This window comes from Arthrobacter sp. 10L430, assembly GCF_056395245.1.
The window spans coordinates 165,911-188,640 of record NZ_JBFTJD010000005.1; the positions used below are offsets into that span (position 1 = coordinate 165,911).

Below are 22,730 nucleotides of genomic sequence, written 5' to 3' on the forward strand. Positions count from 1 at the left end.
AGGGGCCTTTGGCGAGGCGGGCGCCGCCATTTAGGCTCATGACTATGTCGATGAACCCGCAGCAGCCTGCTCCCGGACCGTCAGGTGCCCGCCCCGGCGACCCGGAGTGGCAGTTCCACGAGCAGACCAACCCCAGCTGGATGGGGCACGTGCACCAGCAGAACTACAGGCCCGCGCCCGGGCACAGCGGCGGGTCAGTGGTCCAGGTCATCCCGGAGGCGGCATCCACCGTCGCCGCCCGCCCGTCGTCAGGGGTTCTCGCCCTGGTCCTGGGCGGAGGGGTCCTCGCCTTCGTCAGCCTTTTCCTGGTTGTACCTTTCCTGCTGGCCAACACGGGAGTCACCGGCTTCGTGACCGGGTTCGTCGCTTCACTGATTCCGCTCGGCGCAGTGCTGTTTTCCGTGTACCTCATCGACCGCTGGGAACCGGAACCTAAGCGGCTGCTCCTTTTTGCGTTTACGTGGGGCGCCGCCGTGTCCATCGCAGTCACACTGCTGATCCAGCCGGTCTTCGCGCTTGCGGCCCCGTACTCCGATGAAGCATCCTTCCGCGACTTCATGACCACCGTCCAGGCGCCGATTGTGGAGGAATTCGCCAAATCCCTTGGCCTGCTGCTCCTGCTCCTGCTGGCACGCAAGAACTTCGACGGTCCCGTGGACGGCGTGGTTTTCGCCTTCACCATCGCCGGGGGCTTCGCCTTCACCGAGAACATCCTCTACTTCGGCCGGGCCATTGCCGAATCCAGTACGCCCGGGACGGACCTCGCCCAGATCTTCTTCCTTCGCGGCGTCATGTCGCCCTTCGCCCACGCCATCTTTACTGGCACCACCGGCCTGATCATGGGCTTCGCCGCCCGCCGCTGGCATCCTGGCGTCTCCGTAGCCGCCTTCGTGGTGGGCCTGATTCCGGCCATGGTGCTGCACAACCGCTGGAACAGCATGGGGCAGGACTTCCTGGCCCAATATGTGCTGGTGCAGGTCCCGATCTTCCTGCTGGCGGTGGCGTGCATCGTGATGCTGCGGGTCGCCGAGACGCGCCTCACCCGGCAGCGCCTGCTCGAGTATTCCGCCGCAGGCTGGTTCACCCCGGCCGAAGTGGGGATGCTGGCCACCGCCGGAGGCAGGCGCCAGGCGGTGCGTTGGGCCGGCTCATACAACCGCGGTCCCCAGATGAAGGACTTCGTTAAAGCCGCAACACGGCTCGCCTTCACCCGCCAGCGGATCCTCAGCGGCAGGGATGTCCTGGCCCACCAGCAGGACGAACTGCAGCAGCTGCGCGAACTGGTCGCGTTGCGCGCCGCCGTCGGGCAGTAAGAAAACGGCCCGGCAATAAGACCGCACCGCGACGGGGAGCAAAAAAGCCCCGGCCAAATGGCCGGGGCTCTTGCTGTCTGCGGACCGCGCGTCGGGTCAGGCCAGCAGCGAGGGCTTCAGCTGCTGGAGGCGTCCGAGAAGGCCGTTGATGAACGACGGCGACTCGTCCGTTGAGAGCGTTTTGGCCAGTGCGACCGCTTCGCTGACGGCTACGCCGTCGGGGACGTCGTCGTTGTACAGCAGCTCCCAGGTGCCGATCCGCAGGATGATGCGGTCCACGGACGGCATGCGCTCCAGGGTCCAGCCCTGCGAGTACGTTTCGAGGAATTCATCGATGGCAGGCTGAAGCGAAACCACGCCTTCGACGATTTCAAGCGTGTAGGGGTTGACGATCTGGTCGGTCCTCTCGCGCCGCGCGCGAAGCACGTCGAAGGCGGAGACGGATCGCTGTTCCGCCTCGAAGAGGACATCAAGGGCCCTGTTACGGGCTTTACCGCGTGCGCTCACTACTCGCTGACCCTGCCCAGGTAGCTGCCGTCACGGGTGTCGACCTTGACCTTGGTGTTGTTCTCGACGAACAGCGGCACCTGGATCTCGTAGCCGGTTTCGAGGGTGGCCGGCTTGGTTCCGGCGGAGGAGCGGTCGCCCTGCAGGCCCGGCTCGGTGTAGGTGATTTCGAGGACAACGCTCGGCGGCAGTTCGATGTAGAGCGGGTTGCCTTCGTGGATGGCGATGTTGACCATCTGGTTTTCCAGCATGAAGTTGGTGGCGTCGCCCACCGTCGCGCCGGAGACTGTGATCTGGTCGTAGTCCTGGGTGTCCATGAAGACGAAGTCCGCACCGTCCTGGTACAGGTACTGGTAGTCGCGGCGGTCCACCGTGGCGGTTTCGATCTTGAGGCCCGCGTTGAAGGTCTTGTCGACCACCTTGCCGGACATGACGTTCCGCATCTTGGTGCGCACGAACGCCCCGCCCTTGCCCGGCTTGACGTGCTGGAACTCGATGATGTTCCAGAGCTGGCCCTCAAGCTTCAGGACGGTTCCGTTCTTGATGTCGTTTGTGGTTGCCACTGGTTTCCTCTGGTTTCTATGTGACTGCTTCTTGCTGCCAGCCGGTTATGCCAAGCAGGCATGCCGAACGGCCCGCCAGCGTGTATTTATCAAAAATCCAAGAACCATTCTAGCGGAATTGCGGGCGGGCTCGTTCGGTCCGGTCTTCGGGCGTCCGTCAGGAGGCCAGTTCAAGGACGTCCCGCGCCCTCTGCAGCGCCACAGTCGACGAATAGATGAGCGCCGCGTCGGCCGACTCCGCGACCCGCAGGTCCAGTGCCCGGGCGAATGACTCCACGGCCGCCCCGACATGGCCGGAGACGAAGTGGGTCCTGCCGAGGTACTGGTGCACGAGTGCCTCGTTGGGCGTTCCGTGCACTTCCGCCAGAAGCTGTTTGAACAGCTCAACGGCCCGGTCATGACGGTGCGAGACGCGTAATACTTCAGCCTCGAAGGCCCGGAGCCGGAACGATTCGGGGTCCTTGTACCGCGCCTCGGCCAGCAGCTCGGCGGCGTCGGCGGCATGGCCCTCCACAAGCAGGACGAAGACACGGTCTGCGGGATCGGTGGACGCCTCAAGCGCTGCCGCGCACGCCTCGGGGCTGGTGATCTCCGGAATGAGGGATTCCGGGTTGATCCTGATTCCAGGGAAGCCCCCGTCCGGCCATTCAATGGTTCCGCCGCTGATGTCGCCCATCAGGACGCAATCTCCTGGTAGGCGGCAAAGAGCAGGGACGTGTCCGGGACGTCGAGGATGCCGGGCTTTCCGACGCCGTCGAGCACCACGAAGCGGAGCAGGTCGCCGCGTGACTTTTTGTCGCGGCGCATGCCGTCCAGCAGGCCCTGCCAGCGGTCCCGGCGGTACGTCACGGGCAGCCCGAGGGACTCGAGGATGGTCCGGTGCCGGTCGGCGTCGGCATCGCTCAGCCTTCCCACGCTGCGGGACAGCTCAGCGGCGAACATCATGCCCACCGACACCGCGGCGCCGTGGCGCCAGGAATACCGCTCCACGAGTTCGATGGCGTGGCCCAGGGTATGGCCGTAGTTCAGGATTTCGCGCAGCCCGGATTCCTTCAGGTCCTCGGACACGACACGGGCCTTGACGGTGATGGCGCGTTCAATGAGTTCTCGCAGCGTGTCCGACTGTGGGTCCGTGACGGCTTCGGGGTGCTGCTCCACGAGGTCCAGGATGGCCGGATCAGCGATGAAGCCGCATTTGATGACCTCCGCCATGCCGGAAATGATCTCGTTCTTCGGCAGCGTGTTCAGGGTGTCCAGATCGGCAAGGACGGCTGCCGGCGGGTGGAAAGCACCCACAAGATTCTTTCCTTCGGCCGTGTTGATGCCGGTCTTGCCGCCCACGGAGGCGTCAACCATGCCCAGCAGGCTGGTGGGCATGTGGATGACCTTGACGCCCCGGAGCCACGTCGCGGCAACGAAGCCTGCGACGTCGGTAACCGCCCCTCCGCCCACCGATACAACGGCGTCCGAGCGGGTGAAGTCGTTCTGTCCCAGCACCTGCCAGCAGAACGCGGCCACCTGGATGTGCTTGCCTTCCTCGGCATCGGGGATTTCAGCTGTCAGGGCCGTGAATCCCGCTGCCGCCAGCTCGTCGCGGACGGTGTCTCCCGTGAGCCGCAGGGCCCGGGGGTGGATGACCAGGACCCGCCGTACCCGCTCACCGAGCAGTTCCGGAAGGGTGCCGAGCAGGCCGCGGCCGACTACGACGTCGTAGTTGTCCCCGGCCGATTCGCCGGTGACCTTGATGACCGTTGATTCGCTCACTTTTCAACTTCCTGTTTCGCGGCCGCGGTGTCGCCGGCCGCCGTCGTCGCGGCTGCGTCCGCCGCGGTTATGTTCTCCGGGGCGGGGTTTTCCGCAGCCGGATCTTCTGTTTGGGCCCCTTCGGCGAAGGCACGCAAGGCCGCTTCCAGCCGGCGTCCCAGCTCAGGCACTGAACCGCGCCGGACGTCCAGGACAATGTTTGCAAGGCGCTCATAGACGGGCTTCCTGGTGGCAAACAGCACCTTCCAGCGGTGGATTCCGTCGCCGGCGAGAAGTGGGCGGACAGAGTTTCTGGCGATCCTCGCGGCCACGGTCTCGGCGTCGCATTCGAGGTAGACCACCGTGCACCGCCCCAGCAGCTGCTGGGTTCCGGAGTCCAGCACCGAGCCGCCGCCAAGTGAAATCACCGTGGCTGTGCCGGCCGCTTCCTCGACCACGCGGGCAACCGTCCGCGCCTCAATTTCCCGGAACGCCCGCTCGCCGCGGCCCGCGAAGATGTCAGCGATGGAACCATGGTTCTCAACGATGACGGCGTCCGTGTCCACAAAGGGGGCGCCAAGCTGCTGTGCCAGCTGCTGCCCGATCGCCGACTTGCCAACCGCCATGGGTCCAATGAGCACAATTGGCCGCTCCCCCGCGGCACAGGGTGTATTGCTGACGGGCACTAGCGTCCGATCGAGTCCAGCGACGCCGGAATGTTCTCGAGGTAGCCCCTGATGTTGCGGGCGGTCTCGGCCACGGAATCGCCGCCGAACTTTTCGGTGACGGCTTCGGCCAAAACCAGGGCAACCATGGCCTCGGCCACGACGCCGGCGGCAGGGACGGCACAGACGTCCGAGCGCTGGTGGTGGGCCTTGGCGGCCTCGCCGGTGCTGACGTCAATGGTTTTCAGGGCGCGGGGCACCGTAGCGATCGGCTTCATGGCCGCCCGCACGCGCAGGACGTCGCCGATGCTCATGCCGCCTTCAATGCCGCCGGCGCGGTTGCTGGTGCGGATGATCCGGCCGTCGGCGTCCTTGACGATTTCGTCGTGGGCCGCCGATCCTCGGCGGGCAGCGGTCAGGAATCCGTCCCCCACTTCCACGCCCTTGATGGCTTGGATGCCCATGAGAGCAGCGGCTAGGCGCGAATCAAGCCTGCGGTCCCAGTGCACGTAGCTGCCGAGGCCCGGCGGAAGACCGTAGGCGAGCACCTCCACCACTCCGCCGAGGGTTTCGCCTTCCTTGTGCGCGGCATCCACCTCTGCGACCATGGCGTCGGAGGTCTCGCGGTCGAAGCAGCGGAGAGGATCGGCGTCGAGCGCAATCACGTTTCCGGGAAGGGGCAGGGGCCTGCCCTCGGGCACCGTGACGCTGGCGATGGACACAGTGTGGCTCACGAGTTCGATACCCAGCTGCTTCAGGAACTGCGCAGCAACGGTTCCCATGGCGACGCGCGTCGCCGTCTCGCGGGCGCTGGCACGCTCAAGCACCGGCCGGGCCTCGTCGAATCCGTATTTCTGCATCCCGGTGAAGTCTGCATGGCCCGGACGCGGCCGCGTCAACGGAGCATTGCGCGCCTGGTCTGCGAGTGTCTCGGCGTCCACGGGATCGGCAGACATGATCTGCTCCCACTTGGGCCATTCAGTGTTGCCGACCTGGACAGCGACGGGGCCCCCCTGTGTAATGCCGTGACGGACGCCGCCAAGGATGGTGACCACATCCTGCTCGAACTTCATCCGGGCACCGCGTCCGTACCCGAGGCGGCGTCGCGCCAAGGCATCGGCGATGTGCCCGCTGGTGAGTTCAACACCTGCGGGGACGCCTTCAATAATTCCGACCAGGGCCGGACCATGGGATTCACCGGCAGTCAACCAACGCAACATAGAATCCATCCTGCCATGTATGGCGGTCAGAACACGCGTCGGGGTGCCCCGACTGCGTCACACATCACATCTATGACTTCGGCGCTGGACGCATCCTCGCGGCCCGTGAAATAGCGGACCTGCTCAACGGCCTGGTAGAGCAGCATCTCCAGTCCAGGCACCACCGCTCCCCCGCCTTTTTGCCAGGCGGCGGCGATGCGGCTGGGCCAGGGGTCGTAGGCGACGTCGAGCAGCACGCCGCCCGTTGTCAGGCCGAGCTGCTCTAGCTCCGCAGCCATTCCGTCCGCCGCCCGTGGCGGCAGGGTGGAAATTACGACGTCGGCGCGCGCCATTGCGGCAACGGCGTCGGCCATGGGACGCACCGCGATGTCCAGGGCCAGCCCGCTGGCCGCGGCCCTCGCTTCCGCCGCCCTCGCCGTGTCCCTGACGTAGACATCAACGGACTTTGCGCCGAGTTCCTGGAGGGCGGCCACAGCGGCGGCTGCGGTTCCGCCGCCGCCAAGAACTACGGCGGCAGGCGCTTCGGCCGCACCGGCGTTGCGGAGGGCGTTGATGATCCCCGCCACGTCCGTGTTGTAGCCGATCCGCCGGCCGGAGGGGCCTTCGCCTTCGAACACAACGGTGTTAATGACGCCGAGCACGCGTGCCACGCCGCGGATTTCATCTACCTCTCCGACCATGGCCTTCTTGAGCGGCATGGTGACGGAAAGCCCACGCCAACCCTTTTCGGCACCCACAGAGGCCATGAATGCCGGCAGGGAATCCTCGGTCACGTCGATGGCGCTGTAGCCGATTTCCTCACCTAGCTTCGCATATGCGGCCAGGTGGAGAGCAGGCGATTTGGAATGGCCGATCGGATGCCCGAGGACGGCCGCCCGACGGCTCATACGCAACGGCCGGCATGCTCCGCACACCAGGCGTTGTACTGGTCAACATACTTGCTGTGCTCCGCCAGGGTCTTGGAGAACTTCGTCTCGTTGGTGTCCAGGTTGATGGTCACCCAGTACAGGTAGTCGTTGTCCTTCGGCTTGGCCGCTGCGTCGATGGCAGTCTTGCCCGGCGAGCCTATGGGACCCACCGGAAGGCCCTTGTTGGCGTAGGTGTTGTACGGGTTGGATTTGTCGGCCTTCTCGGACTCATCGAGCTGGAAGGTCTTCTTGCCCAGGCCGTAGGTAACCGTGGCGTCGGACTGGATCAGGCCGTTGGTTTCCGTGTTGGTCGGCTTGAGCCTGTTGTAGATTGCACCGGCCACGTCCTTGTACTCAGCCTGGCCGCCCTCCGCCTGCACGATGCTCGCGACCGTGACGGTGTCGTACTGCTTGGCCGGGTCCGTGACGCCTTGCGCTTTCAACTCGTCTTGCGTGCTCTTGACCAGCGCTTGGAGGATGTCTTTGGCAGTGCTCCCGACCGGGAACCTGTACTCGCCCGGGAACAGGAACCCCTCCAGGTTTTTCGCCTTGGCCGGGAGGCCGAACTGCTTGGGCGAATCACTGAGCGCCTTGAGCTGGGACACGGGAAGGCCTGAGCCCTCCGCAATGGCGTCCAGCGATTCATTGACCCTGAGCCCGGCGCTTAGTGCGAAGTACATGACCTTCGACTGCCCCACGTTGAGCAGGACGGCCACGGCGTCGGAATTCTTCATTTCCTGCTTGAAGTCATACTCGCCGGGAGCCAGGGTGCCGCCCGCAGCGGCCAGTTCAGATACGAACGTTTCCGCGTTGGCGACCACCTTCGCGTCCTCCAGCTTGGCGGCGACCGAGACGGGTCCTTCACCGGCCAGGACTGCGACCTTGACCTGGCCCGTGCCCGGGCCCGGATAGTCGGCGGGCTTGTCCGTGCCGAGCAGCGGCTTGAGGAACTGGGCGCCGACGACCGTGGCGGTGACGAAGAGTGCGAGCGACAGCAGAAGCGCCACAAGGCGGCGTCGGCGACGGACCTTCTTGGACGCACGCGGCACTGCTGTCACGCTTTCGGGGCTGCCGAGAAGCTGGTGCCCGACGGCCTCGTGTTCATACGGCTCGTGGTCCTCGTAGGTCTCGTGGTGCACGTACGTCTCGTGGTGCGCGTCGTGGTCGCCGTGCGTGTGGTGGTGCGCGTCGTGGTGTGACGCCGCGTAATCCTCGCCTGCAGGACCGGCATGGTGCGCAACGCCGTCAGCGTGGACGTCCGCTTCCGCGACGCCGCCATCGTCGTGGCTGGCCGGAGCCGGGCCAGCTCCTCCCGCAGGCGGCCGGATGGTGGGCGGAGCTGGCGGAACCATGGGAACCCCAACAGTCGGCGCCATCAGATCCGGGGCCACACCCTCCGGCGCAGTCGCGGGAGGCTGAACCCGCTCCTGGGCCGAAACTGCGGACGGGGCCGGAGCCGGTGCGGGAGATGCGGCCTGAGGGCGCTCCTGACCGCGCTCCGGAACGTCCGGCGTCGTATCGTTCACTGACTCGTAGGCCTGTTCGGGCACGAGGTCCCCGGAATCCGCCGTGAGGGACTTCTCCCGGGCACGGATTTCCTTGCGCGTCAGCGGCCGTCCGGCGTCCCTGAGGTTCCTGCCGGAGGAGTCGTCGCTATTGACCGGGCTCACTGTAGCCTTCCATCTTCTGAAGATTGCGTGTCTTTCTCCGGGACGGCCTGCACAGCATTAACCGCTGCGGCGTCTCCGGAAAGCCCCGGCTGAGAAAGCGCGCGTACGCGGCTTCCCACATCCGTTCCCCTGGCTTTTTGCATGTCGATGGCGTGCTGCAGAATTCCCGCAGCAGCAACCTGATCCACCACTTTACGGTGATTTTTGCTGCTCATGCCAGCTTCGTGAAGGTGGCGGTGTGCGGTTACGGTGCTCAGGCGTTCGTCGACGAGGTGCACGGGCACGTCCAGTCCGGCGCGAATAAGCTCCTCTGCCAGCAGCTCGGCATACTCTGTGGCCATGCGGGCGGAAGCATGTTCTTCACCCTTCATGGTCCTGGGCAGGCCCACAAAAATCTGCACCGCCTCCCGCTCCGCGGCAAGGCCGGCAATGACGCGCACGTCCGAATTCTTTTTGGGGTTGCGGTCAAGGGTTTTCAACGGAGTGGCCAGGATGGCATCACTGTCACAGATGGCGACGCCGACTCGGACGGTGCCAACGTCTACCCCCAGTTTGATTCCCCGGGGGTAGACGCCGGACGCTGCAGATGAGGTCACGGATTCGCTAGCGCCCGGTTACGGCGTCTACGACGGCCGACAGCGCGGCGCCGACCTTGGATGCGTCGGTGCCCCCGCCCTGGGCAACGTCGTCTTTGCCGCCTCCGCCGCCGCCCAGGATGCCGGCCGCGAGCCGTACCAGCGCACCAGCCTTGACGCCCGTTTCGCGTGCGGCCTCGTTGGTGGCAATGAGGATCACCGGGCGGTCGTTGCTGACGCCGGCCACGGCCACAGTGGAAGCAGCTGCTCCGAGACGGTTCCGCAGGTCGAGGGCCAGGCCCCGGAGGTCGTCAGCTCCGCCGATCTGCCCGGCGTCGTGCGCAATGACGCGCACGCCGGCGGCGTCCCGGGCGGTACCGACGAGCTGCGCGGCTGCGGCGGCGAGCTGCTCCTTGCGGAGCCGCTCGAGCTCTTTTTCCGCGGTCTTGAGCTTGGTCAGGGTAGTGGCAATCCGGTCGGCAAGCTGGCCGGAGGGCACCTTGAGCATTTCGGTCAGCTCGGTGACGAGGGCGCGTTCGGCGGCAAGGTGCCGGAAGGCATCCATGCCCACGAAGGCCTCCACGCGGCGGTTTCCTGACCCCACGGACTGTTCGCCGAGCAGCGACAGGCTGCCGATTAGCGACGTGTTTGAAACGTGGGTTCCGCCGCAGAGCTCACGGGACCACGCGCCGTCGATCTCCACGACGCGGACTTCGCTGCCGTAATTCTCGCCGAACAGCGCCATGGCGCCGAGGGCCTTTGCTTCAGCGAGGGGCATCACCTTGGTGTCCACCCGGAAGTTGTTCCGGATGGCCAGGTTGGACACTTCCTCGATCTCGGAGCGGGTGGCTGTGCTGAGGCCTTCGCCCCAGGCGAAGTCGAAGCGCAGGTACCCGGCCTTGTTGTAGGAACCACGCTGGGTGGCTTCCGGGCCCAGGATCTGGTGCAGTGCGGCGTGCACGATGTGGGTGCCGGTGTGTGCCTGCTCGGCGGCGTGCCGCCGCTCGCGGTCCACCGCTGCCCTGACCAGCGCGTCGGAGGCGATTTCGCCCTCACGCACGATCGCCTTGTGGACGCTCAGGCCCTTCACCGGCCGCTGGACGTCGAGGACCTCGACGACGAATCCGTCACCGGTGATCAGGCCCGTGTCCGCAGCCTGGCCGCCGGCTTCGGCGTAGAACGGCGTCTCGGCGAGGACCAGTTCGATCTCGTCGCCGGTGGCAGCCTGCGAGACCTTGCGGCCGGCGCTGAGGATCCCGCGGACCCGCGATTCTCCGTCGAGTTCGGCGTAGCCGGTGAAGACTGTCTCGCCCTCGGAGAGCAGTTCCTGGAAGGCGCTGAGGTCCGCGTGGGCCCCCTTCTTGCCCTTGGCGTCCGCCTGGGCGCGCTTGCGCTGTTCGAGCATGAGCTTGCGGAACTCGGGCTCGTCGACCCTGAGGCCGGCTTCCTCCGCCATTTCAAGCGTGAGGTCGATCGGGAACCCGTACGTGTCGTGAAGCGCGAACGCGTCGGCGCCGGACAGCGGACGGCCGGCAGCCTTCGACTCGTTGACGGCATCCTCGAGCCGGGCGGTGCCCGACGCGATGGTCCGCAGGAAGGCTTTTTCTTCCGCGTACGCGATGCGGCTGATGCGGTCGAAGTCGGTCGCCACGATCGGGTAGACGCCCTTCATGGCGTCACGCGAGGCGGGCAGGAGGTCCGGCAGGCAGGCTTTTTCGACGCCGAGCAGGCGCATCGAGCGCACGGCGCGGCGGATCAGGCGGCGCAGCACGTAGCCGCGGCCCTCGTTGGACGGCGTCACGCCGTCGGCAATGAGCATGAGCGCCGAGCGGATGTGGTCGCCGACAACGCGCATCCGGACGTCATCAGTGTGGTGGGGATCCTCGACGGTTTCGGCGGAGGTGTACTCCTTGCCGGAGAGTTCGGCGGCCTTGTCGATGACCGGACGGACCTGGTCCGTCTCGTACATGTTCTCGACGCCCTGCAGGATCATCGCGAGGCGTTCCATGCCGAGGCCGGTGTCGATGTTCTTCTTGGGCAGTTCGCCCACGATGTCGAAGTCGTCCTTCGAGCGGACGTTGTCGATTTGGTACTGCATGAACACGAGGTTCCAGATCTCGACGTAGCGGTTTTCGTCGGCAATGGGCCCGCCGTCAACGCCGTAGGCCGGGCCGCGGTCGTAGTAGATCTCCGAGCAGGGACCGGCAGGACCGGGCTGGCCGGTGTGCCAGTAGTTGTCAGCCTTGCCCATGCGCTGGATGCGGCTGGCCGGGATGCCGGTGTTCTTCAGCCACAGGTCCTTGGCTTCGTCGTCCTCTTCGTAAACGGTGACCCACAGGAGTTCCGGCGCAAGTCCGTAGCCGCCGTCGTCGACGCTGGTGGTGAGCAGTTCCCAGGCGAACTTGATGGCGTCTTCCTTGAAGTAGTCGCCGAAGGAGAAGTTGCCGCACATCTGAAAGAACGTGCCGTGGCGGGCAGTCTTGCCCACTTCCTCGATGTCGCCGGTGCGGATGCACTTCTGCACGCTGGTGGCGCGGGAGTAGGGTGCTTCTTCACGGGCGGTCAGGTAAGGGATGAACGGGACCATGCCCGCAACCGTGAACAGCAGGGAGGGGTCGCTGGAGACCAGCGACGCGGAGGGAACCGCGGTGTGGCCTTTGCTGACAAAAAAGTCCACCCAGCGCTTTGTGATCTCCTGCGACTTCATGAGCTGATTACATACCCTTCTTGGTTCACGCGTTCTGACGCGTGACAGTTTGATTCAGATAGCAGTTCCGGCGCTAACGCCGGACGCTGCCGTTTTAATTCTCTCGCGGCTGTGCCTAGCGGCGAACAACATCCTGGGACTCGACGCCGAGCGCGGTGCGCAGATCGGTCTCCCGCTCGCGCATGCCGGCGCGGACTGCGTCCGCGAAGTCGTAGACACCGTCGGCCAGCCGGCCCACAGCCCGGTTCAGGCCTTCCGGCCCCAGGTTCGCCTGCGCCTCGGTCACTTTGCGGAAAGCTATGACACCGATTGCAACGCCGATGCCCATCCAGACAAGTCTCTTCATTTCAGTTCTCCGGGTGGCTTAGCGGCTGCGGCGGCCGGCGGCGGGTTTCTTGCGGGCGGCTAAGGCGGAGCGCACGCCGTAACTGAAGGCGGCCACCTTGATCAGCGGGGAGCCAACGGTGGCTGCAACCAGCGAGGACAGCGCCGAAAGGTTCGCCGAAGCGTCCGAAACGTTCGAGGCGATGCCGTCCACTTTCTTCAGCTGCTGGTTGGTGGTGGAGACGGTAGCCGTGACTTCGTCCATGAGGGGCGTAGCGCCGTCGCTGATGGAACGGATCGAGGTCCGCACTTCATCGAATACCCGGCCCAGTTTGAGGATAGGGACAGCAAGCAACAGGACCAGGAGCGCAAATACCCCGGCCGCGATCAGGCCGGCAATATCGCCACCAGACATAGACGTTCATCTCCTTGAATCTCCGTGGAACGGGACATGGTGCGTGGCGGCAGCGTGCTGCAGCCGCGGATGTCCCCCAAGTACCTTACATACAAAGAAGCCCGCGGCGCTTGCCACGGGCTTCTTTGGATACGCTGCCGAAATTTAGCGTGCGTAGAATTCGACGACGAGCTGCTCTTCGCAGGTCACGGGGACCTCGGAGCGCTTCGGGCGACGGACCAGGCGTGCCTGCAGGGCGTCAAGCTTGACGTCCAGGTAGGCGGGAACCTGGGGCAGGACGTCGCGGTGTGCGCCGGCTGCTGCAACCTGGAACGGAGGCATGGGCTCGCTGCGGCTGTGAACGTGGACCAGCTGGCCCTCGCCGACGCGGAAAGACGGGCGGTCAACGCGGATGCCGTCAACCAGGATGTGGCGGTGTACAACCAGCTGGCGGGCCTGGGCGATGGTGCGGGCGAAGCCGGCACGCAGCACGAGGGCGTCAAGACGCATTTCGAGCAGTTCGATCAGGTTTTCACCGGTCAGGCCCTTGGTGCGGCGTGCTTCTTCGAAGGCACGGGTCATCTGGGCTTCGCGGATGCCGTACTGGGCGCGCAGGCGCTGCTTTTCGCGCAGACGTACGGCGTAGTCGGAGTCCTGCTTCTTGCGGGCACGGCCATGCTCACCGGGGCCGTACGGGCGGCGCTCCATGTACTTGGCGGCCTTGGGGGTCAGAGCGATGCCGAGTGCACGCGAGAGGCGTGCTGTACGGCGAGCACGAGTGTTGTTAGCCACTTGTGTCCTTCCAATATCTGCGGTGTGTCAGTGTTACTGGCCTCCACGATGGAGAGCATCGGCCAACCGCTGCCTTTTGCTACTGGGCACAGACATAACCTCATCAAACAAAAACTTTGGTGGATTGTGCGTCCGTGCCTTGCCAGACAACGATCAATCCTACCAGAAAGCTCACTTGCCCCGGATGATCTTCCGGAGTCGCTCAAGCCGCACAGCGATGTCACGCTCTGCGCCGTTGCCGGTGGGCTCGTAGTAGTCGCGGCCCACAAGATCGTCCGGAGGGTACTGCTGGCTGGCCACGGAGTGCGGGGCGTCGTGGGCGTACTTGTAGCCCAAACCATGTCCCAGTTGCTTCGATCCAGGGTAGTGCGCATCGCGTAGGTGAGCGGGGATCCCGTTGCCCAGTCCCGCCCGGACGTCAGCAATGGCCTTGTTCAGGCCCATGTACGCGGCATTGGACTTGGGCGCCGTGGCCAGGTGGACCACCGCTTCGGCCAGGACAATCCTGCCTTCCGGCATGCCGATGAGCTGGACGGCCTGCGCCGCGGCCACGGCGGTCTGCAGGGCAGTGGGATCTGCCATGCCGACGTCCTCCGCTGCGGAAATCACAATGCGCCGTGCCACGAAGCGCGGGTCCTCCCCCGCCTCCAGCATCCGGGCAAGGTAGTGCAGGGCCGCGTCCACGTCGGAGCCCCGGATGGACTTGATGAACGCGCTGGTGACGTCGTAGTGCTGGTCGCCCGCGCGGTCGTAGCGCACTGCAGCCACGTCAAGGGCGCGTTCGGTGTGCCGCAGTTCCACCGCAACGGGCTCGACTGTGACCGGCCGGCTGGCACCGGCGCCGTCCGCGGAATCACCGGCGCCGTCCGCGGAATCATCGGCGCCGTCGGCACTCTCGGAGGTGTCGACGTCGTCGGCGTCACCGAAGGCGACCCCGGCGGCCGCTTCGAGAGCTGTCAAAGCCCGCCGCGCGTCCCCTCCGGACAGCCGCACGAGGTGTGCCAGCGCCTCGGCGCTGAGCCTGACTTTGCCGCCGAGCCCGCGGACATCCTCAACGGCGCGCAGGAGCAGGCCTTCAATGTCGGTGTCGGTCAGCGGCCTGAGAGTCAGCAAAAGTGAACGGGACAGCAGCGGCGAGACGACCGAGAAGGACGGGTTCTCGGTGGTTGCCGCCACCAGCACCACCCAGCGGTTCTCGACGCCGGGCAGCAGCGCATCCTGCTGGGCCTTGTTGAAGCGGTGGATCTCGTCGAGGAACAGGACAGTGGTGGTTTTGTAGAGATCGCGGGCCGTCAGCGCATCGTCCATGACCCGGCGTACGTCCTTGACCCCGGCCGTGATGGCCGAGAGTTCCACGAACTTCCGCCCGGGTCCCCTGGCGATCACGTGCGCGAGGGTTGTCTTTCCGGTGCCGGGCGGACCCCAGAGGATGAGAGAGCTGGGGCCCGCGGGCCCGGTGGCGTCGGCACCGGCAGCCAGCTGACGAAGCGGCGACCCCTGTCCCAGCAGGTGCTGCTGCCCCACCACGTCGTGCAGCGTGCGGGGCCGCATCCGGACGGCCAAGGGCCCGCGTGGCGAGGCAGTCCGGGACGGACCCTGCGCCCCTGCGGCCGGGCGGCTGCCAGCGCCGCCAGCCGTCGGCGAGTCGTCGCCGTCGTCGTCGTTGCCCTGCCCCGGGCCAAAGAGATCATCCACATAGATAGGCTACTCATAGATTCATCGGGCAATGTCCGGTCACGTACAGCAAGGATTCGGCAATGCCACAGAGCGGTTCACCGGGCGGACGTCCGGCACCGGCATCGCGGACCGCGTTCGTGTCCGGACCTCGGCTGGCCGGCTGGGTGGACCGCTTCGGCGCCAGCCACGGCCCGCTCCGGATTGAAGACCACGACGACGGCGTGCGGCTGCTCGCGGCCGACGGCGCCAGCGCGCTGCTGCAGGCGCCGTGGCCGGACGACGGCCGGCCGGGGCGCGGCCCCGATCTGGTGGCCCGGCTGGCGTCGCTGGCGTCCCAGCCGCGCAGCATCGGCCTCCTCCTGGTCCGGCGTGGAGGCTATGGTGTGGCGGTCGCCAGCGAAGGCCTGATCCGTGCCTCCAAAACCGGGTCCAAATACGTTCAGTCCCGGACAGCCGCAGGAGGCCAGTCCCAGCAGCGGTTTGCGCGGCGCCGTTCCAACCAGGCGGATGCGATGGTGGAGGCGGTCGCGGAACAGGCCCGGCAGGTCTTCAGCGGCCAGGTCTTCGAGTACGTGGTTCCGGGGGGCGACAGGTCACTGGCCGATCTCGTGCTCGATGAGCCTGCGCTGAAGGCCTACGCCCGGCTGCCGCGGCTGGCTTACCTCGATGTTGCCGATCCCCGTGCTGCCGTCCTGAAGAAGGCCGCCGCGGATGCCTGCTCCGTACGCGTCACGGTCACGGACCCGCTGGCATAGCCGGCTGCGACGGCGCTACTCTTCGGGGGCCAGCGTGACGGTGACGCCGTCGAGGTCCTTGGTGAAGTCCAGCTGGCAGGAGAGCCGCGAGCCGCACTCCCGATAACCCTCGGCTTCGACCAGCAGTTCAATCTCATCCTCACTGCGCTCCCCCAGTGTGTCGAAGACCTCTTCCGCGAGGAATACGTGGCACGTTGCGCAGGAGGCGGTCCCGCCGCAGGAAGCCAAAACGGGCAGGTCATTGTCCCTCAAGGCCTCCATCAGGGTCTGGTCCGGCTCCCATTCGAGGTCGCGGGACTTGCCTTCGCGGTCGACGACGGTCAGTTTGTTGTTGCTCATGGCGGTTCCTTAGATTCGGGCTGATGCCAGGTCAGCGTCGGTAAGACTGGGGTCATTGGGAATGGTGTCCGTGAGGGGGATGCGGGGGTCCGCTGCCAGCGCCGGGTCGATCAGGGCTCCAGCGGCGATCAGTTTTTTGGCCGGCCGGAAGTCGGCAAGCCCCGCAACAGTGTCGACGGCGGCGAGGCGTCCGTCACGGAGATAGACGACTGCGAACTTGCCGACTGCGGGCGTGCCTCTGACGATGACGTCGTCGTCCGGGTGGCGAACGCCGGCGGTCTGCAGCCGTACGCCGTGCTGAACGGTCCAGAACCACGGGATTTCCGGCTCCGCCGGCTGCTGGCCGGTGATGTGCGCGGCCACCCGGTCGGCCTGGGCCTGCGCGTTCTGGATGCATTCGAGGCGCTGGCTGGTGCCGTCGATAGGGCTGGCGAAACGGGTGACGTCGCCGGTGGCGTAAATGGCGGAGTCCGACGTCCGGCCTTCCCCGTCCACGAGGATGCCATCCCGGCACTCCAGTCCGGCCTCCGCGGCCAGCTCCTGGTTGGGAAGCACGCCGATGCCTGCCAGCACGACGTCGGCCGGGTGGACGGCGCCGTCGGCCGTGACCACGCGCTCGGCCCGGCGCTGACCTTCAATCGCCGTAACCGCGGCACCAAAAACGAACCGAATACCGTTCTGTTCGTGGAGCTGCTCGAAGAAGCGGGAGACCGGTTCCGACGTCACCCGGCTCATCACGCGGTCCTGGAACTCCAGCACCGTGACCTTGCATCCCCTCGCAGCAGCGGCGGCGGCAACTTCGAGCCCAATGTAACCAGCGCCGATGATGGCGACCCGCGTGCCGGCGACGAGAGCGCGTTTAAGGTCGAGAGCGTCTTCACGGGTCCGCAGGGCGTGGACGCCCGGGAGTCCGGAGCCGGGAACGGTGAGGGGGCGGGCGCGGGAGCCGGTCGCGACGACCAGGCGGTCGTAACCGCGGCGGCTGCCGTCGGAGAGCACCACGGTCCGGCTTTGCCGGTCGATGGCTTCGGCGGTGATCCCCGCCAGCCGTTCAATGCGCTTGTCCTGGTAAAACTTCTCCTTGCGCAGCACTGTGGACTCGTCCGGGGCGCCGGACTTCAGGAGTTCCTTGGACAAGGGCGGACGCTCGTAGGGCGTCTCCGTTTCGCCGTCGAGCAGGAGAATGCCCCCGACCCAGCCGCGCGTGCGCAATCCCGCAGCGACCGCGACCCCGGAATGGCCAGCGCCGACGATGATGACGGGCTGCCCGTTGTTGATTCCAGGCTGCAGATCAGGCACTGAACGACTCCAGTTCCACGTGAAGGTGCTCCGGCCCCGAGTTGGTCAGGTTGTTTCCGCGGACGTATTCGATCGGCCTGGTCGTATTCAGCGTCAGGGAGCCCAGCTTCGCGGCGAGGATCTCCACCGTCACCTTTGTTTCCAGCCGGGCCAGCGGTGCGCCAAGGCAGCTGTGCACTCCATGGCCGAAGCCAAGGTGGCCGTCCGTGGTGCGGTCGATGTCGAAGGTCTCGCCGTCGGCGTACTTGCTGCTGTCCCGGTTCGCGGCGGCGGGCAGCAGCCGGACAATCGCCCCGGCGGGTATTGTCACCCCGGCTACCTCGACCTCCTCGGTGGTGATCCGGCTGGCCCGTTGCACCGTGCCGCGGTAACGGGCAAGTTCTTCGACGAACATGCTGGCGTCCGCCGGATCCTGCCGGATCCGGCCCAGCAGTTCCGGTTGTTCGCTGAAGACTCGGAACGCATTGGCCAGCAAAATGGTGGTGGTGTCATGTCCGGCGACGAAGACAAAGGCACAGAGTTCCTTGGCTTCCTTCTCGCTGAGCAGGCCCTCCTTCCACATTCTGGCGATGTGGCCGCCAACGGAGTCGTTTTCCTCGCGGTAGAGCCGCTCCATGGTGTCCTTCAGGTAAGCGAAGAATTCAAAGGTGCTCTGTTCGTCGGTGCCCGTCCCTTCGGCGTTGCGGGCGAGCCGGCCGAAGTAGCTGAACGTCTCGTCCGACCAGAACTTCATCTTTTCGAAGTCCGCGGCGGGGACGTCGAGCAGGGCACTGATGGTGGACATGCTCAGGGGGATCGCGTACTCGTCCACGGCATCGCCGCCCCCGGCAGCGATCATCGGGTCCAGGTATTTTTCGGCGTTTTCCCGGACGCGGCCCTCGAAGGCGGCGATTGCCTTTGGCGTGAAGGCCTGAGCCACCACCTGGCGCAGACGGGTGTGGTTGGGAGCATCGAACAAGGTCAGGAACGTCAGCGGAACCGGGTCCACAACCTGCGAGGAGAAGACTTTAGGGGCCCGCATGGCCTTACGGACGTCGTCGTACCGGGAGATGAACCAGACGTCTGAAACCGGCGAGGCAGCGCGGAGCACCGGGGCGTTGTCCCTCATCCATGCGTAGTGCGCGTAGGGATCACCCTGGGTTCCGTCGTCGACGACCTTGAACGGGGCCATACCCGCGGGCCAGTCCAGGTCATGGGAGTACGGGGGAAGCTCCGCCGTGGTGGCGCTTTGTTCTGTCGTTGCAGCAGACATCGTTGTCCTTCTTTCCGGGCCGTTCCGATCGATAGCACTGCAGACCGGCAGGTTCGATAGCAGTTGGATAATGGTGAAGCAGGATGATCCGCGGGCCGCCAGGAGGCGTAATCCCCGCCGAAAGTGCGGATTCGTGATCCACGTCTCACCAAGAATGCCTGCGGTGTCCCTGCGCGTCCCAGCGGACTTCCGTTCATCGGCTCGGATCGTTCAAAGCGCTTCTACCGACGCGGTACAGGGCCCATCGACTTCAGCGCGCGGGAAATGCCGTGGGCGGCCGTCAGGAGTGCCGGGACGGTGAAGGGAACGTCGGCTTCGTCGCGCGGAACGATCGCGTTCAGGGCGGCGGCAATCTCGTTGCCGGAACCGAAGACCGGCACGGCGATTCCGGTCCACTCAGTGACGCCGATCCCCGGGATGGCCACATAGCCTCGCTGCCGGATCTCCGCCAGGTGCTTCCGGATCAGCGCCGGATCGGTGATTGTCTCGGGGGTAACTTTCGCCAAAGGTGCGGCGAGAACCTCCTCCTGGACGGCAAGGGGCGAGAACGCGAGGAGCACGAGGCCTGACGATGCGGCATGCACCGGCATCCGCTGCGCGATGTGCGCCGCATTCAGCCGGGAATCCGGCGACGAGAGCCGCTCGACGTACAGCACGCTGCCGTGGTCCAGCACCGCGAGCGTCGTGTGCTGGTGTACGGTCGCCAGGACATCGTCCATGAACGGCAACGCCAGCTCCTGAAGGTTCAGCGCCCGCGAGCCACGCGCCGCAAGTTCCCACATCCGCATCCCCGGCCGGAGGCTTCCGTCGCCGAGCCGCTCGATCAGTCCGTGCTCGACGAGATCTTCAAGCAGGCGGCGGGTGGTGGTCAGTGGCAGATCCGCCCGGCGGGCGAGGCCGGAAAGCGTCATGGTCGGAAGATCCCGGTCGAATGCGCTCATGAGCCGCACGACACGGCTGATGACGGATTCACCTGTTGGGGAGTTTGCCATAGGTAAATTCTCCTACCCGCGCAGAATCATGCCCGCGTCGCATCCGTTCATCGGCAATGCTGTGGTTCCCGTCACATCACACTGGCACTCTGGCTGGAGCGCGGCCGCCAATAGAGGCGGCGCCCGTAAAAATGCCTGCGCTGTGCGCAGTCAGGAAGGAGATGCCAGTGTCCGCACCTACTGGCCCTCAAACGCCGCCCGTGCAAACGTGGCCAGAATTTGACGCGGGTGCCGGAGAAATGCCGGTGCAGTCCCCCAACCATCCGGACCTGGCCGCCTGGCCTTGGTTCGGTCTCCACTGCCCGAGTGAGACGGCCTAGCAGCCGGAGCCGGCCCTCCTGAGAGGGGCCTGACGATACACGTAGCGCCCTCCTTCGGCGAAACCGGCATTGCCGTACATTGCCTGGGCACCGTGATTGGACGCCGTGACAAGGAGCCAGTACCGGTCGATCCCCTGCGACGACCCGGCCCGCAGGAGGGCCTTCAGGACTGCCCGCCCGAATCCGCGCCGCCGCGCGTCCGGCCGGGTGGCCATGCAATACAGCCCGCCGTAACCGTCTGCCATGGCGAGCCGTCCGACGGCGGCCGGAGCGCCGTCGTCGTCCCTCACCAGCGCGTACAACGAGGGGCAGCCGGTCGCGATGGTCAACGCTGTCGCCAGGTGGTCCTGCCCGCCGCGGCCGTCCACTGACCACCAAAGCCGGGCCCATTCGGAGGACGGCTGGTCGGTAATTTCGACGACTGGAGGCACTGCGCGGTTGTCCCCCTCACCGGGATCCGCCATCGTCATCGTCATCACAAGCGTTTCGGACTGCCTGGAGAAACCCTGCCGGTCAAGCAACCCGTCCAAGGACGCCGTCAGGCCGTTGGAGAATATCTGGTAGATCACGGGGAGCCGCCGCTTCCCGTACCAGGCTGCCGCCTCGCGGCCGGCAGCAGCGGGATCTTCCGCCTCCGCACGCGGCCACACTGAGTTTGCCCGCTGCGTGACGCCGTCGGCCGCCCGGAGCACCCACTCACCCGTGTCGTGGCGGTCCGGGGCAGGCCACGCCGCGTCCATCAGCATTTCCAGCGTTCGCAAGGAGATCGGATGTGCCACGGTTTCCTTTGCAGAGAGACACCAACTGTCGAGAGCCGCTAACGGCTCCCTGGAATTCCAGGGAGCCGTTGGCGCGGGCGCCGGCGGTGCCGGCCGCCTACTTCTGTTCGGGTTTGGCGGCCTCGGCCTTCTTGGCCTCAGCCTTGAAGTCGACGCCGGCTTCCTTGCGCTGCTGCGGCGTGATCGGCGCGGGAGCCTGGGTCAGCGGGTCGTAGCCGTTGCCGGTCTTCGGGAAGGCGATAACGTCGCGGATGGACTCCACTCCCGCCATCAGGGCGACCACGCGGTCCCAGCCGAAGGCAATGCCGCCGTGCGGAGGTGCACCGAACTTGAAGCCTTCCAGCAGGAAGCCAAACTTAGTCTGCGCATCCGCACGGTCCAGGCCCATCAGCTCGAAGACCCGTTCCTGGACGTCGCGCTCGTGGATACGGATGGAGCCGCCGCCGATTTCGTTGCCGTTGCAGACGATGTCGTACGCGTAAGACAGGGCCGACTCCGGGTCCTTGTCAAACGTGTCGAGGAATTCGGGCTTGGGGGAGGTGAAGGCGTGATGGACGGCCGTCCACTTGCCGGCACCCACGGCCACGTCGCCGGAGGCCACCGCTGCGGCGGCCGGTTCGAACATCGGTGCGTCCACCACCCAGCAGAACGCCCAGTCAGTGGGGTCGATCAGGCCGGTGCGGTGGCCGATTTCGACGCGTGCCGCACCGAGCAGTGCGCGGGACGGGGTCTTCTCGCCGGCGGCGAAGAAGATGCAGTCACCGGGCTTGGCGCCTACGGCGTCGGCCAGGCCGGCGCGTTCGGTCTCCGTGAGGTTCTTGGCCACCGGACCGGCGAGCTCGCCGTCTTCCTTAAACAGGACATATGCCAGTCCCTTTGCACCGCGCTGCTTAGCGAATTCCTGCCAGCCGTCCAGGGTACGGCGCGGCTGGGAGGCGCCGCCGGGCATGACCACGGCACCGACGTAGGGCGCCTTGAAGACGCCGAAGTTGGTCTCCTTGAAGAACTCGGTCAGCTCGGTCAGCTCCTGGCCGAACCGCAGGTCCGGCTTGTCAGAGCCGTAGCGGGCCATGGCGTCCGCGTAGGTGATGCGCTGAATCGGCGTCGGGATTTCGACGTCGATCAGCTTCCACAGCGCCTTCACGATGTTTTCGCCCAGGGAGATGATGTCGTCCTGGTCGACGAAGCTGGCCTCGATGTCCAGCTGCGTGAACTCCGGCTGGCGGTCCGCGCGGAAGTCTTCGTCGCGGTAGCAGCGGGCAATCTGGTAGTACTTCTCGAAGCCGCCCACCTGCAGCAGCTGCTTGAAAAGCTGCGGCGACTGCGGCAGCGCGTACCAGGATCCCGGGGCCAGGCGGGCGGGGACCACGAAGTCGCGGGCGCCTTCCGGCGTCGAACGCGTCAGTGTGGGGGTTTCGATTTCAACGAAACCCTCCTTGTGAAGGAGTTCTCGGGCCACGCGGTTGGCCTCGGAGCGCAGGCGGAGGTTGCGGCTGGGGCCCGGGCGGCGGAGGTCAAGGTATCGGTGCTTCAGGCGTGCTTCCTCCCCCACTTCCACGTGCTCATCGATCTGGAAGGGCAGCGGGTCCGCGGTGTTGAGGATAACCACCTTGTCCGCCATGACCTCGATCTCGCCGGTGGCCAGCGCCGGGTTCTCGTTGCCCTCGGGGCGCTTGGACACCGTGCCGGTCACCTGCAGCACGTACTCGTTGCGCAGGCCGTGGAAAACCTCTTCTTCGCGGACCACAACCTGCGCGACGCCCGAGGCGTCACGCAGATCGACGAATGCGACACCACCGTGATCACGACGGCGGCCGACCCAGCCAGCCAGGGTTACGGTTTGTCCAATGTGCTCGGAGCGAAGGGATCCGAGGTCATGTGTGCGCAGCACAGCATTCCTTTCAGAAGGAAGACAGAAACGAAGTTGAATTAGGAT

At 66.0% G+C, this 22,730-nt stretch carries 21 protein-coding genes and 1 pseudogene; 2 read left to right on the forward strand and 20 right to left on the reverse strand.

Features of this window, described 5'->3' with window-relative positions:
• Nucleotides 1-44 precede the first annotated feature (44 nt).
• Complete coding sequence (locus tag AC1DDG_RS07250; protein ID WP_230117998.1) at nt 45-1,313, forward strand: PrsW family intramembrane metalloprotease; 1,269 nt, start codon at nt 45-47, stop codon at nt 1,311-1,313.
• Between the two features lie 96 nt (nt 1,314-1,409).
• Here AC1DDG_RS07250 and nusB read toward each other — a convergent pair whose 3' ends face one another.
• The 14 genes and pseudogenes from nusB to AC1DDG_RS07320 all read right to left on the reverse strand — a co-directional run bounded on the left by nusB (nt 1,410) and on the right by AC1DDG_RS07320 (nt 15,076).
• Complete coding sequence (nusB, locus tag AC1DDG_RS07255; RefSeq protein WP_056635239.1) at nt 1,410-1,820, reverse strand: transcription antitermination factor NusB; 411 nt, start codon at nt 1,818-1,820, stop codon at nt 1,410-1,412.
• On the reverse strand, nt 1,820-2,383 hold the full coding sequence (gene efp / locus AC1DDG_RS07260) for an elongation factor P (protein WP_230117999.1): 564 nt from the start codon (nt 2,381-2,383) through the stop codon (nt 1,820-1,822). The genes nusB and efp overlap by 1 nt, the downstream gene beginning before the upstream one ends.
• Nucleotides 2,384-2,540: 157 nt before the next feature.
• The gene (locus AC1DDG_RS07265; RefSeq protein ID WP_230118000.1) at nt 2,541-3,059 is read right to left on the reverse strand and encodes a tetratricopeptide repeat protein; all 519 of its coding nucleotides are present in this window, start codon (nt 3,057-3,059) and stop codon (nt 2,541-2,543) included.
• On the reverse strand, nt 3,059-4,147 hold the full coding sequence (aroB, locus tag AC1DDG_RS07270; RefSeq protein WP_476875510.1) for a 3-dehydroquinate synthase: 1,089 nt from the start codon (nt 4,145-4,147) through the stop codon (nt 3,059-3,061). Before aroB ends, AC1DDG_RS07265 begins: the two co-directional genes overlap by 1 nt.
• Before the next feature lie 110 nt (nt 4,148-4,257).
• Nucleotides 4,258-4,752: pseudogene (locus AC1DDG_RS07275) on the reverse strand (shikimate kinase); the annotation flags it as partial.
• Between the two features lie 59 nt (nt 4,753-4,811).
• Nucleotides 4,812-6,011, reverse strand: a complete 1,200-nt coding sequence (aroC, locus tag AC1DDG_RS07280) for a chorismate synthase (RefSeq protein ID WP_230118002.1) — start codon at nt 6,009-6,011, stop codon at nt 4,812-4,814.
• A 26-nt stretch (nt 6,012-6,037) separates the two neighbouring features.
• Nucleotides 6,038-6,898, reverse strand: a complete 861-nt coding sequence (locus tag AC1DDG_RS07285; protein ID WP_230118003.1) for a shikimate dehydrogenase — start codon at nt 6,896-6,898, stop codon at nt 6,038-6,040.
• A complete protein-coding gene (mltG, locus tag AC1DDG_RS07290) occupies nt 6,895-8,589 on the reverse strand; it encodes an endolytic transglycosylase MltG (protein WP_476875511.1) in 1,695 nt (564 codons plus the stop codon). Before mltG ends, AC1DDG_RS07285 begins: the two co-directional genes overlap by 4 nt.
• Nucleotides 8,586-9,185 (reverse strand): Holliday junction resolvase RuvX, encoded by a 600-nt coding sequence (gene ruvX / locus AC1DDG_RS07295; RefSeq protein WP_230118005.1) that lies wholly within the window; start codon nt 9,183-9,185, stop codon nt 8,586-8,588. The genes mltG and ruvX overlap by 4 nt, the downstream gene beginning before the upstream one ends.
• 7 nt (nt 9,186-9,192) lie before the next feature.
• Nucleotides 9,193-11,871, reverse strand: a complete 2,679-nt coding sequence (gene alaS, locus AC1DDG_RS07300; protein ID WP_230118006.1) for an alanine--tRNA ligase — start codon at nt 11,869-11,871, stop codon at nt 9,193-9,195.
• A gap of 115 nt (nt 11,872-11,986) precedes the next feature.
• Nucleotides 11,987-12,217: a DUF6167 family protein gene (locus AC1DDG_RS07305; protein ID WP_230118007.1), complete on the reverse strand. Its 231-nt coding sequence runs from the start codon at nt 12,215-12,217 to the stop codon at nt 11,987-11,989.
• A gap of 18 nt (nt 12,218-12,235) precedes the next feature.
• Complete coding sequence (locus AC1DDG_RS07310) at nt 12,236-12,610, reverse strand: DUF948 domain-containing protein (protein WP_230118008.1); 375 nt, start codon at nt 12,608-12,610, stop codon at nt 12,236-12,238.
• A gap of 144 nt (nt 12,611-12,754) precedes the next feature.
• Nucleotides 12,755-13,381, reverse strand: a complete 627-nt coding sequence (gene rpsD / locus AC1DDG_RS07315; protein ID WP_476875512.1) for a 30S ribosomal protein S4 — start codon at nt 13,379-13,381, stop codon at nt 12,755-12,757.
• A 171-nt stretch (nt 13,382-13,552) separates the two neighbouring features.
• Entirely contained in the window at nt 13,553-15,076 is a 1,524-nt protein-coding gene (locus AC1DDG_RS07320; protein WP_476875513.1) for a replication-associated recombination protein A, read from the reverse strand.
• A gap of 62 nt (nt 15,077-15,138) precedes the next feature.
• Here AC1DDG_RS07320 and AC1DDG_RS07325 point away from each other — a divergent pair, with 62 nt between their 5' ends.
• On the forward strand, nt 15,139-15,813 hold the full coding sequence (locus AC1DDG_RS07325) for an acVLRF1 family peptidyl-tRNA hydrolase (RefSeq protein ID WP_476875514.1): 675 nt from the start codon (nt 15,139-15,141) through the stop codon (nt 15,811-15,813).
• Nucleotides 15,814-15,828: 15 nt separating this feature from the next.
• Here AC1DDG_RS07325 and AC1DDG_RS07330 read toward each other — a convergent pair whose 3' ends face one another.
• From AC1DDG_RS07330 to aspS, 6 genes are all read right to left on the reverse strand, one after another.
• Nucleotides 15,829-16,152: a 2Fe-2S iron-sulfur cluster-binding protein gene (locus tag AC1DDG_RS07330; protein ID WP_476875515.1), complete on the reverse strand. Its 324-nt coding sequence runs from the start codon at nt 16,150-16,152 to the stop codon at nt 15,829-15,831.
• A 9-nt stretch (nt 16,153-16,161) separates the two neighbouring features.
• On the reverse strand, nt 16,162-17,451 hold the full coding sequence (locus AC1DDG_RS07335; RefSeq protein WP_476875516.1) for an NAD(P)/FAD-dependent oxidoreductase: 1,290 nt from the start codon (nt 17,449-17,451) through the stop codon (nt 16,162-16,164).
• Complete coding sequence (locus AC1DDG_RS07340; RefSeq protein WP_476875517.1) at nt 17,444-18,703, reverse strand: cytochrome P450; 1,260 nt, start codon at nt 18,701-18,703, stop codon at nt 17,444-17,446. Before AC1DDG_RS07340 ends, AC1DDG_RS07335 begins: the two co-directional genes overlap by 8 nt.
• Nucleotides 18,704-18,924: 221 nt before the next feature.
• A complete protein-coding gene (locus AC1DDG_RS07345; RefSeq protein WP_476875518.1) occupies nt 18,925-19,695 on the reverse strand; it encodes an IclR family transcriptional regulator in 771 nt (256 codons plus the stop codon).
• 316 nt (nt 19,696-20,011) lie between these two features.
• Entirely contained in the window at nt 20,012-20,794 is a 783-nt protein-coding gene (locus AC1DDG_RS07350) for a GNAT family N-acetyltransferase (RefSeq protein WP_476875519.1), read from the reverse strand.
• Between the two features lie 97 nt (nt 20,795-20,891).
• Nucleotides 20,892-22,685 carry an aspartate--tRNA ligase gene (gene aspS / locus AC1DDG_RS07355; RefSeq protein ID WP_230118016.1) on the reverse strand — a complete coding sequence of 598 codons (1,794 nt, stop codon included), beginning with the start codon at nt 22,683-22,685 and terminating at the stop codon, nt 20,892-20,894.
• Nucleotides 22,686-22,730: the final 45 nt, after the last annotated feature.

Bases quoted from the DNA above. Each gene is read 5' to 3' on its own strand.
- AC1DDG_RS07330 (WP_476875515.1), bottom strand. From the start codon at position 16,152: ATGAGCAACAACAAACTGACCGTCGTCGACCGCGAAGGCAAGTCCCGC.
- alaS (WP_230118006.1), bottom strand. From the start codon at position 11,871: ATGAAGTCGCAGGAGATCACAAAGCGCTGGGTGGACTTTTTTGTCAGC.
- AC1DDG_RS07340 (WP_476875517.1), bottom strand. From the start codon at position 18,703: ATGTCTGCTGCAACGACAGAACAAAGCGCCACCACGGCGGAGCTTCCC.
- AC1DDG_RS07250 (WP_230117998.1), top strand. From the start codon at position 45: ATGTCGATGAACCCGCAGCAGCCTGCTCCCGGACCGTCAGGTGCCCGC.
- AC1DDG_RS07310 (WP_230118008.1), bottom strand. From the start codon at position 12,610: ATGTCTGGTGGCGATATTGCCGGCCTGATCGCGGCCGGGGTATTTGCG.
- AC1DDG_RS07345 (WP_476875518.1), bottom strand. From the start codon at position 19,695: ATGGCAAACTCCCCAACAGGTGAATCCGTCATCAGCCGTGTCGTGCGG.
- AC1DDG_RS07325 (WP_476875514.1), top strand. From the start codon at position 15,139: ATGCCACAGAGCGGTTCACCGGGCGGACGTCCGGCACCGGCATCGCGG.
- AC1DDG_RS07265 (WP_230118000.1), bottom strand. From the start codon at position 3,059: ATGGGCGACATCAGCGGCGGAACCATTGAATGGCCGGACGGGGGCTTC.
- AC1DDG_RS07305 (WP_230118007.1), bottom strand. From the start codon at position 12,217: ATGAAGAGACTTGTCTGGATGGGCATCGGCGTTGCAATCGGTGTCATA.
- aroC (WP_230118002.1), bottom strand. From the start codon at position 6,011: ATGTTGCGTTGGTTGACTGCCGGTGAATCCCATGGTCCGGCCCTGGTC.
- AC1DDG_RS07285 (WP_230118003.1), bottom strand. From the start codon at position 6,898: ATGAGCCGTCGGGCGGCCGTCCTCGGGCATCCGATCGGCCATTCCAAA.